General features: G+C 48.9%; 8 protein-coding genes. 5 read left to right on the top strand and 3 right to left on the bottom strand.

From position 1 onward, the window contains the following. Positions 1–180 precede the first annotated feature (180 nt). The 4 genes from VN105_RS23940 (at position 181) to VN105_RS23925 (ending at position 4140) form a co-directional block, all read left to right on the top strand. Entirely contained in the window at positions 181–765 is a 585-nt protein-coding gene (locus VN105_RS23940) for a TetR/AcrR family transcriptional regulator (protein WP_325644982.1), read from the top strand. A gap of 222 nt (positions 766–987) precedes the next feature. Then, entirely contained in the window at positions 988–2196 is a 1209-nt protein-coding gene (locus VN105_RS23935) for an MFS transporter (RefSeq protein ID WP_325644980.1), read from the top strand. A gap of 5 nt (positions 2197–2201) precedes the next feature. Continuing rightward, the gene (locus VN105_RS23930) at positions 2202–2999 is read left to right on the top strand and encodes a PhzF family phenazine biosynthesis protein (RefSeq protein ID WP_325644978.1); all 798 of its coding nucleotides are present in this window, start codon (positions 2202–2204) and stop codon (positions 2997–2999) included. A gap of 4 nt (positions 3000–3003) precedes the next feature. Further along, positions 3004–4140: a serine hydrolase domain-containing protein gene (locus VN105_RS23925; protein WP_325644976.1), complete on the top strand. Its 1137-nt coding sequence runs from the start codon at positions 3004–3006 to the stop codon at positions 4138–4140. Here the strand turns inward: VN105_RS23925 and VN105_RS23920 are convergent. From VN105_RS23920 to VN105_RS23910, 3 genes are all read right to left on the bottom strand, one after another. Then, on the bottom strand, positions 4099–5217 hold the full coding sequence (locus tag VN105_RS23920) for a redoxin family protein (RefSeq protein WP_325644974.1): 1119 nt from the start codon (positions 5215–5217) through the stop codon (positions 4099–4101). The two genes, VN105_RS23925 and VN105_RS23920, sit on opposite strands and share 42 nt — an antisense overlap. Before the next feature lie 362 nt (positions 5218–5579). Continuing rightward, on the bottom strand, positions 5580–7448 hold the full coding sequence (locus tag VN105_RS23915; RefSeq protein WP_325644973.1) for a glycosyl hydrolase family 18 protein: 1869 nt from the start codon (positions 7446–7448) through the stop codon (positions 5580–5582). A gap of 19 nt (positions 7449–7467) precedes the next feature. Further along, positions 7468–8640 (bottom strand): DUF5009 domain-containing protein, encoded by a 1173-nt coding sequence (locus VN105_RS23910; protein ID WP_325644971.1) that lies wholly within the window; start codon positions 8638–8640, stop codon positions 7468–7470. Between the two features lie 303 nt (positions 8641–8943). On the opposite strand from VN105_RS23910, the gene VN105_RS23905 reads away from it, so the two are divergent. Beyond that, positions 8944–10209 carry a glycoside hydrolase family 71/99-like protein gene (locus tag VN105_RS23905; RefSeq protein ID WP_325644969.1) on the top strand — a complete coding sequence of 422 codons (1266 nt, stop codon included), beginning with the start codon at positions 8944–8946 and terminating at the stop codon, positions 10207–10209. Positions 10210–10244 lie beyond the last annotated feature (35 nt).

The raw sequence follows: 10244 nt of genomic DNA, 5'->3' as shown, positions 1-10244 counted from the left end.
AACAAAATACTCACCTATCCTCTCCTGTCTTAAAAATCAAACAATAATAAAATCCGGCAAATCAGCATAATCAGTGTAATCCTGAACCAAGACAATCGCCGAAGGCGATCCCCCACTCCCCCGGAAAAATTTTGTACTATTTGGTAAAGAATCTATCTTTGGGCCATAAAAGGGAGAGATATGTCAGGCAGACCAAAAATATTTGACGACCAGGAAGTACTCAACAAGGCAGCGGATGTTTTCTGGCGGCAGGGATATGAGGCTACCTCTACGGAAGACCTGCTGGAAGCGATGGGCATAGGCAAAGGTAGTTTTTACCTGGCCTTTAAAGGCGGTAAAAAAGAACTGTATGAAAAGGCGCTTGCCTTACGCAGCGACCAGGCAATGGCTCAATTCAGAAAAGAACTGGATGCAGCAGATGACCCGGTGGAATATATCCGTGAATTTTTCCGCAGGATAGCACATAGCACCAGGGCGAAACATCAGAACGGCTGTATCTTTGGCAATGCAGTAGCAGAGCTTTCCAATATCGAAAACCCAATGATGAAAAGAGCCGCCACTCACCTGCAAGGGCTGGAGGGACTTTTTCTTGACGCCTTGCTGAGGGGAAAACAGGAAGGCACTTTGCATTCAAAGATGGAACCCGCACTGCTGGCCCGCCTTCTTCTCAACAACTGGAACGGGCTTGGCATTACCCGGCGCATTTACCCGGACAATGAAGCGCTTTCGGAACTGATAGAAACACAATTGAAAATTCTTGACTAACCAGGAATGCACTTGGAAACGCCTCGTTAACCAGGAATGTAATTGGAACACAATCGAAAATACTTCATTAACCAGGAATATAATTAAACTCCCTTAGCTAACCAGGAGCACAATTAAAATCCCTGCTTAATCACAATCAAAAAACATTAGTTAAACAACGAACCAATAATACTTTTCTTTCATCTATTTTGTACTAATTAGTACAAAATAATTATCACACTTATGCAAAAATTCAACCGGTATACCGCCCTGCTTTTCGCAGTGGCAGGCGGACTTGCTGTTGCCAATGTATATTACGCACAGCCCCTGCTGAACAGGATGGGAAACGACCTGGAGATCCCTTCACATTCATTAGGCATTATTGTTACCGTTACGCAAACAGGTTATGCCCTGGGGTTATTGCTGCTGTTGCCGCTGGGCGACTTATTCAACCGCCGCAAACTGATTGCCGTTCAGCTGTTGCTCGCTGCAGCCGCGTTGCTCACTGTGGCCTGGTCCCCGGCTAAATTACCCTTCCTGGGTGGTATTGCAGCTGTAGGATTATTGGCAGTAGTTACACAAACACTGGTAGCCTATGCAGCCACACTGGCTGCCCCGGAAGAACGGGGCCGGGTAGTGGGCCTTGTTACCAGCGGCGTGGTACTGGGCATCCTGCTGGCGCGTACTGTATCCGGCGCCCTTGCAGATATAGCGGGGTGGCGGTCAGTATATTTCTTTTCCGCTGCACTGATGTTGCTAACTGCCGGCGCCTTGTACAGGGTATTACCCGTCAGCGACCCACAAAAAGCCATCGCCACTTATCCGCAACTCCTGCTTTCCCTGTTCCGCTTATTCTTACAGGAACCTGTACTGCGGGTACGCGCTGTTATTGCCTTCTTTATTTTTGCTGCTTTCAGCGTATTGTGGTCATCGCTGGTGTTGCCACTTAGTGCGCCACCCTACTCCTTTTCCTCTTCTGCAATAGGCATGTTCGGGTTAATTGGCATGGCGGGCGCATTAGGCGCGGCGCGTGCAGGCCGGCTGGCCGACCGGGGCCATGGCCAGCGCACTACAGGCGCGGCACTGGGATTGTTACTGGTGTCATGGCTGCCGCTGGGATTTGCCCCTCGTTCACTGGCTGCGTTGATTGCCGGTATCATCCTCCTGGACCTGGCTATCCAGGCGGTACATGTTACCAACCAAAGCATGCTTTATAATATCCGGCCGGAGTCGCGGAACCGGATGATAGCAGGGTATATGCTTTTTTATTCCATTGGCAGCGGTTTCGGCAGCATTGCCGCCACCACGGCATATGCATACGCCGGCTGGACAGCCGTATGCCTGCTGGGCAGTGCGCTCAGCGGTGCCGGGCTGATTTTCTGGGCCACCACCCTTCCCCGGAACATACACGCACAAAAAAGCAATACCTTTACCTTACAACACCAAAAATAACCGTCATGCCGCATATACCCATTTACCAGGTAGATGCTTTCACACATGAGCTGTTTGGCGGGAACCCGGCAGCAGTATGTCTCCTGGAAGCATGGCTGCCAACAGAAATACTTCAGAAGATTGCAGCGGAAAATTTCCTGCCGGAAACGGCCTTCTTTATTCCCTCCGGCCGGCAGGGGCATTACGAACTCCGGTGGTTCACACCCGAAATAGAAATGGACCTCTGCGGACATGCCACCCTGGCCAGTGCGCACGTACTGTTCAATCACCTCGGATGGGATATGCACCAGATCACCTTCCATACGCAAAGCGGACCGCTGACCGTTTCCAAAAACAACGACCTGCTCACGCTCGATTTCCCGTCAAGACCAGCAGTACCAGCTACCCTGCCAACGGAAATCCTTAAAGGAGTGGGGGTATACCCCATGGAAGTGCTAAAGGCCAGGGACTATATCCTGGTGTATCACGACGAGGAAATTGTACGCAACCTCCAACCGGATAAAGCCATCCTCGACCAGATCAACCTGGACCCCGGCGGCATTATTGTAACCGCCAAAGGCAAACACGTCGATTTTGTATCACGGTTCTTTACACCACAAGCCAGCATCTTTGAAGACCCCGTGACGGGTTCAGCCCATTGTTCACTCATCCCCTTCTGGAGCCACCAGCTGGATAAGAAAGAAATGATTGCCCTGCAGGTATCGCCCAGAACAGGAAAGCTTTATTGTGTGAATGCAGGCGACCGGGTGCTGATTGGAGGAACCTGCAAAACCTACCTGGAAGGAAATATTTTTGTACCTTAATTTCATGAGATATATACCTGTACTGCTGGTATGCCTGCTCACAGCAAAAGCCGGCGGGGCACAATCCCTCCCGCAGATAGACAGCACCATACTGGCTTTCATGAACCAGTATCATGTGCCTGGAATGTCTGTTGCGCTAACCTGCCAGGGAAAACTGGTATATGCCCGCAGCTACGGCTATGCAGATACTGCCCAACATACCGCCGTAACCCCGCAACACCTGTTCCGCATTGCCAGTGTATCAAAGTGTATAACAGCTACGGCTATATTAAAACTGGTGGAAACAGGAAAACTCTCGCTCAGCGACCGGGTATTTGGCCCTAACGCCGTATTGGGAACACAGTATGGCACACCACCCTACGCAGAGAATCTGAAAAAGATCACCATTCGCCAGTTGCTGGAACATACCTCCGGCGGATGGACCAACAACAACGCAGATCCTATGTTCAGCCATCCTCACATGACCGCAGGCCAACTGATTTCATGGACCATCGATCATCAGCCGTTGGAGAATATTCCCGGAACGGTATACGCTTATTCCAATTTTGGTTATTGCATTCTCGGGCGGATCATTGAAAAAGTATCAGGTATGCCTTATGAGAACTATGTAAAAAAGGCAGTACTGCAGCCCTGTGGCATTACTGATATGCAGATAGGCGGAAATACGCTTGTACAAAGGAAACCACAGGAAGTAGTATACTACGGCCAGCACGGCGAACAGCCTTATATTTATAACATTACCCGCATGGATGCGCACGGAGGATGGATAGCCAGCGCCACAGACCTCGCCCGCCTGCTGGTGCATGTAGATGGGTTCCCGGTACCGGCGGATATACTGGGTGTAAAAACCATCGCAACAATGACCACCGGTTCCGAAGCCAACCCCGGCTATGCTCTGGGATGGGCTGTAAACCCTTATCATAACTGGTGGCACTCCGGCTCACTCCCCGGCACTGCCAGCGAAATAATACGCGCACACAAAGGATTCAACTGGGTGATGCTTTGCAATACCCGTACCGATAGCAGCTTCTTTAACGACCTCGACGGGTTACTATGGAAGGCGGTAAACGACCCCAATACAAAGTGGCCGGATGCCGATCTATTTAAACATGGGACCGATCATACGGTTATGAAAAATTAATTTACGGAGCGCAACGGGATCAATCTCTCCCTGTTGCGCATATACGATTTTCCCACCCGGCTCTACCAAAACCGTGTAAGGCAAAGCGCCCTGCCATTTTGGATCCACTGCTTCAATCAACTCGTACTTATCTTTCCCGGTGAAGAGATAGTTTTTCCCGGACGAATATTTCTTCTTTAAAAACTGCAGCACCTTATCTTTCTTTTCCGGTTCATCTGCACTGATACTTACAAATTCAAAATCACGCTCACTGAATGTTTTAGCCAGGATAATAAATTCAGGGAACTCTGCTACACAAGGCACGCACCAGGTAGCCCAGATGTTGATGAGCCGCAAATTGGATGATGTATTTTTCAATAGTTCCTTAATACCGCTTACTGTAACGGTATCCAGGCTTACCGGTTCCTTTGCCCATGCCTGCATTGCTTTTTCCACGCTGCCGCTTTTATCTTTCCACTTCACCGAACAACCAAAAACCTTCGTAACCGTTACCGGTACCTCGCGTTGCTGCAGCACCGCCTCAATGGCATTCCGCGCGTCTTTCGATCCTGGTTGCTTCGCAGGATTTTCCATATCGTCTATCCTTCCCTGGTAACGCAGCTTCCTTTCTTTATCAAAAATAAAAATATGCGGCGTTGCTATTGGTCCATATGCGCGCGATACAATTTCACTATCGCCATCATATAAATAAGGGAAATTGAACTGCTTATCTTTTGCCCGCTGCTTCATATCGTCGAAAGAATCACCCAGGTCGGTGTACCCCAGCTCATCATACCGCAACCCTTCTGCATTGTTAGGCATAATAGCTACCAGTTGCATGCCTTTGCCGGCATAGTCGGAAGTGAGCTGCTTTATCCTGTCTTCATACGCCTGCGCAGTAGGACAGTGATTACAGGTAAAAACCACCGCCAGTACTTTGGCATCTGCAAAAGACGACAGGGTATAGTTTTTCCCATCGGTGCCCGGCAGGTTAAAATCCGGCGCTGCTGCGCCAATAGGCAGTTGCTGCGCTTTCAGCAGTAGTGGCAGCAGCAATATGAAACAGAGCATGCTGCTGATAAGAAAGTTCTTTTCCATATTAAATGGTTTATTTTTTCTTACAACCCACCCATAGGATGGCATCTTCATACATTTTATTCTGTAACGGGTCCGTAAAATCTTATCGCCATGCCTCATGCTTACATACAGCATATTGTATCTTTTATTGGTCCACCCTGCCGGGATATCCCCGTAGGTCAGCAGGTTCTTTTTTCCGGGCGGGTAATTGGCGGTATCTAAAGTTACTAAAAGTTCCACATCCTTGTTTAACCTGGGGCTGGGTTATTACCGCATCATTGGCAAAGTCAGCATGATAGCTGTGGCGCCCGCCAGCAACAGCAGGAATAGTAACAATGGTTTTCTTTTCATTTTTTTGTGTTTGGGTTTATGGACAGCAGTTGCTATTCACCGGCTGCCCAGAATATAGCGTTCTCAAATAATTGCGTGTATGCAGCGTTACCTAGCAAGGCCGGCCCATGTCCCATGAAAATATAGATGTTCCTGGCTTTATAATGCTCATTGGTCCATACCACCGGGTGATCGCCCATTTTCTTATCAGATGCAGGCACATAAGAGTTCTCATCCACACTGGCCAGCACATGTACCTGTGGCCTGGGGCTCCTGTTATAGGTATACCATTCTTCTTTATTAATAATAAAGGGAGATGTAATATTCCTCATCACAGGATGTTGCTTATCTTCCACTGTAACTGTTCCATCGGCAAAACCGGCGATATAGTTGGTAAAACGGATACCGCCCATAAAGCCGGAGAACCAGTTCCACATGGGAAAGCCATCGAACTCACCAAGCAGGGTGGCATGATGAAACCCGATCCAGCCACCGCCACCTTCGTTGATGTAGTGCTCAAAAGCATCAGCTGCTGCGGGTTTCCAGCCATAAGGGGGATAATCGAGCTGGATGAAAAGCTGATACTGCTTTAAGTATGCTTCATTGATAACGTCTGTATTAGTGATATAGGTAAGATGGATATGCCTTTTTGCAGCCAGGCTATCCAGCCAGATTTTGGCCGCTTTTGAAAATGCAAGATGATGCCCGCCGTTTTCATACAACACCAGTGCGGCAAAGGCAGGCTTATTACGGTTGGGATATAAGCTGGCATTAATTTCATCCAGCAGGTATTCCTTTTCGTCGGATGCATACTCCCAGAACATCACGCCGCCCATTTTAGCAGCGGTTACATAGGTGCATTTGTTTTGTACGGACCATTCATCGTCGTAGGTAATAAACTCCCGCGTGGAGGGATTGAACAGGTAAGGCGCTTTGGCGCTTTCATCGCGGTAGGCATGAAAACCGTTTTTGTTTACGAGGCTGTCTTTTGTAAACGTATAGCCTTTACCGAAAGACTGTGATACGATCTTCCCACCCAACCCGGTACCAATACTGTCGGCCAGTTGGAAACGGCGCCCGTAAAAGGCAATGCCCATCACCAGTTTTTCTACGGGCACCCCAGCGGCCACATAGGCTTTTACGGCTTTATCGGCTGATAGTGCGCCGGGATTATCTGCGGGCGTGTAGAGATTGGTATGATGCCCTGCTTTCTTATCCGAATAAAAATCATAGGTCATCAGGTTCACATAATCCAGGTATTTAGCCGCCTTTTCCATTTCTGTTGTTTCCAGGAATGCAGCAAAACCACCAACTGCTGTGGTGAGCAGTTTTTGCTGATTGGTTTCTTTCTGCAACTTATCCAGCTCCTTACGCAGCTCCATAAACATGAGCGTGAAGTTTTGTTTGTCTGCCGGGCGGTAAACATTCCCTTCTTCCCCGGGGCGGCCGGGATATTCCCAATCTATATCCACCCCATCCAGCCTGTATTTACGGATGATGTTCACCGCGCTTGCTGCAAAGGCTTTGCGCGAGGTATCCGTTAACACGGCATCGGAAAAATTTTCACTCCAGGCCCAGCCCCCGATGGAGATAAGGATCTTCAGCTCCGGGTTAATCGCTTTGAGCTCATTGATACGGCGCAGGTTTACCGTATCTGTTTTTTCGTTGGTAAGCACCGCGCGGTTATGTTGCACATCTACAAATGCATAATTAATGTGTGTAAGCTTGCGGGGTGCAATCCTGTCTGTATTCACCAATCCCCTGAACCCGCCTACATAGCCGATGATCACCGGCTTCACCTGCGCGGCGGTATGTTGTTCAAACATCTGTGGCGCAGGGGTAGTAGCGTTAAGTAAAGCCGGGAGTAGCAGCATTAAAAAACAGATACCTCCTTTCTTTGGTGAATGCAAATGCTTCATCATATCTTTTGATTAGAATGTGTCAGATCTTTAATCGCAGTTTCTTTTTCTCCAGGAAGCCCACCAGGATAATCAGCGCAAATGCCACTGCAAACGAACGGATAATGCCCCCGGCGCCGGTATTGAACCAGGCAGGGTAATGAAAATGCGTCAGCGTAAAAACAGCGTACAGCAAATACGGCATCAGGTAACAGGTAAGCGTACTGGTGCCCGCTGGTTTGATGATCCTGAACCAGTGGAATTTGCCTTTCACATCTACCAGGAAAATTAAAAATTCAAATACCAGGATAGCAATACCGCCACAAATCAACACCCAGGCCGGCGTGGAACCTATCTTGGAAATACCGCCTGTATAAGGTCTTACCAGGAACCCCAGTACAATAGCGCCCACGCCGGATAAAAACAGGTATATCCATACAGCGTTGATGCGTTGCTGTTGTAAAAGACGGCTGTATAACGCGGAAATGAATGCACCGCCAATGATCAGGGTAATAGAAGAGGCATCGCCTATAACAGGCAGGTAGAAAGGGAACCAGCCTCCATGTGTGCCCAGGTTGACGACCAGGAACAGCAGCAATGCTACTGTTAACCATACAAATTTTCCCCGGATAAGCAGGTACACCGTGGCGCTTACCAGGTAAGCCCACCCGATGATGCCCAGGATACCGCCCCACGACTGCCGCATGCCATGCGGATGATCCGGTTCTCCTCCTTTATACAGGTACGCCATCAGGGCCAGCAATATGATGCCGCCACCCGTAAGCGCGTACCGCAACGTTTTTGACAGGGTAACCGGGTAATCCATCCAGATGAGGAAAAAAGCCAGTGTAATAAGGAGCTCCCAAACGGCATAAGGCAGCAAAGCCGCACTGCTGTAGCTTTCCAGGTTTACATGGAAAAACCCCATTACAATCAGCGCCAACGACCTTAATATAATATGCGTTTCAATTTTAATAAAGGATTGCTGCTGCTGAATACGGTACCCAATGGCGTATGGAATAGAAAGCCCCACAATAAACAGGAAGGTGGGAAACACCGTATCTGCAAACCCGAGCCCGTCTTCATCCCCGCGAACATGTTCTATCCAGGCAGGAATATGTTGTACACCGCTTACATCATTTACAAAAATCATCAGTAACATGGTAATAGCGCGGAAGGCATCAATTGATAGTAATCTGTTTGATCTGGCTGACATAAAATCCGGGTTGTGAATACAGGAAGATAAGATAAAGGATTAAAACCTGCAGCACCTGGAAGTGCAACACGAAAAAAATAGCCTGTTTTCCCCCATTAATGGCGTTAATATGCTATTAATTACTGCAATTAATGCTTTGTTAACGCTCCTGTTAGTCCTTCCTGCTTTACTTGCATCTTATTCCGGCATTAATGCCGGGAAACACAACTAAGGTGAATGCAAAACCTTTTGGAGAATCCGGGCAAGCCGGGTTCTCCTCTTTTTAGCTATGGTTTCCACGTTAATAACAAACAGTATACATATATGAAGCGTATTTTAACAGCTTTTCTCTCCCTGCTGAGCATTACCGCCCTGGCACAATTGAAACACAGCAGGGAATCGCAGTATCCTACTTATCATGGCCTGGTGATGGCCGGCTACCAGGGATGGTTCCGGGCCGAAGGCGACGGCTCCGGCGCACGCCGCTTTTCCTATGGCGATGAAACCCGCAGTGGTATAGATATGTGGCCCGATGTGAGCGAGTATGAAAAAACATACGCCACGCCTTTTAAACTGGCTAACGGGCAACCCGCGCGTTTCTTCAGCTCCTACGATAAAAGCACCGTGGATATCCATTTTAAATGGATGCAGCAATACGGGGTAGACGGCGTATTTATGCAACGCTTTTTTAATAATGCCAAACACCGCGACAGCACCTCGTCTGTAATCCTGAAAAATGCCTTTGCCGCGGCTTCAAAGTATAAAAGGGCCATTGCCGTGATGTACGATCTTTCCGGGTTAAGCGCCCATGGAGAAGATTGTTCCGCTATTATTGAAGACTGGAAGTACCTGGTGGATCAACTGAAAGTAACCAATCAGCCGGGCGCCAAAACCTACCTGCAGCAGAATGGCAAACCGGTGGTAGCTATCTGGGGGATTGGATTTCCCGACCGTCCTTATAACCTCCGGAATATTGGCCTGGAACGGCTCATCGACTTCCTGAAAAATGACCCGGTGTACGGCGGCTGCGCTGTTATGCTGGGCGTACCCACCGCCTGGCGCAACCTGAACGCCGATTGTTTACCGGATCCTTACCTGCACACCATCATCAAACAGGCCGACATACTGCTGCCATGGACCGTGCAACGCTACTCCCCGCTGCTGCATAACGATATGGACCGGTTCCGCGATAATCTTATCGACGACCTGGCCTGGTGCCGCGCCAATCACATCGAATATGTACCCTGTATATATCCCGGCTTCAGCTGGCACAACCTGAGCCGCTATGAATTTCCGGATGATGTGAAACCTGTAGGCTCCATCCCCCGCCAGGGCGGACGCTTTTACTGGCAGCAGATTTCCACTGCCTTAACCGCCGGCGCCAGCATGTTATATGTAGCCATGTTCGATGAAGTGAATGAGGCCACCGCCATCTTTAAAGCAAGCGACCAGCCACCGGTGAGCAGTACCACTCCATTTATTAATTTAGACGGGAAACCATCAGATCATTACCTGTGGTTAACAGGCGAAGCAGCAAAAATGCTACGCAATGAAAAACCACTGACCACAAAAATGCCCGAAAGAAAATAATACTACCAGGCAATAAAAAGCAACGTCCCGGCAAC

Origin of the sequence: Chitinophaga sp., assembly GCF_035564935.1 — a bacterium.
Lineage (GTDB): Bacteria > Bacteroidota > Bacteroidia > Chitinophagales > Chitinophagaceae > Chitinophaga.
The sequence above is the reverse complement of the archived record's forward strand: the minus strand, read 5'-3'. Positions and strand labels throughout refer to the sequence as shown.

What these genes read in the sequence shown, in the direction of transcription:
- VN105_RS23920 (WP_325644974.1), bottom strand. Translation starts at nt 5,217, where the DNA reads ATGGAAAAGAACTTTCTTATCAGCAGCATGCTCTGTTTCATATTGCTG.
- VN105_RS23915 (WP_325644973.1), bottom strand. Translation starts at nt 7,448, where the DNA reads ATGATGAAGCATTTGCATTCACCAAAGAAAGGAGGTATCTGTTTTTTA.
- VN105_RS23935 (WP_325644980.1), top strand. Translation starts at nt 988, where the DNA reads ATGCAAAAATTCAACCGGTATACCGCCCTGCTTTTCGCAGTGGCAGGC.
- VN105_RS23910 (WP_325644971.1), bottom strand. Translation starts at nt 8,640, where the DNA reads ATGTCAGCCAGATCAAACAGATTACTATCAATTGATGCCTTCCGCGCT.
- VN105_RS23905 (WP_325644969.1), top strand. Translation starts at nt 8,944, where the DNA reads ATGAAGCGTATTTTAACAGCTTTTCTCTCCCTGCTGAGCATTACCGCC.
- VN105_RS23940 (WP_325644982.1), top strand. Translation starts at nt 181, where the DNA reads ATGTCAGGCAGACCAAAAATATTTGACGACCAGGAAGTACTCAACAAG.
- VN105_RS23925 (WP_325644976.1), top strand. Translation starts at nt 3,004, where the DNA reads ATGAGATATATACCTGTACTGCTGGTATGCCTGCTCACAGCAAAAGCC.
- VN105_RS23930 (WP_325644978.1), top strand. Translation starts at nt 2,202, where the DNA reads ATGCCGCATATACCCATTTACCAGGTAGATGCTTTCACACATGAGCTG.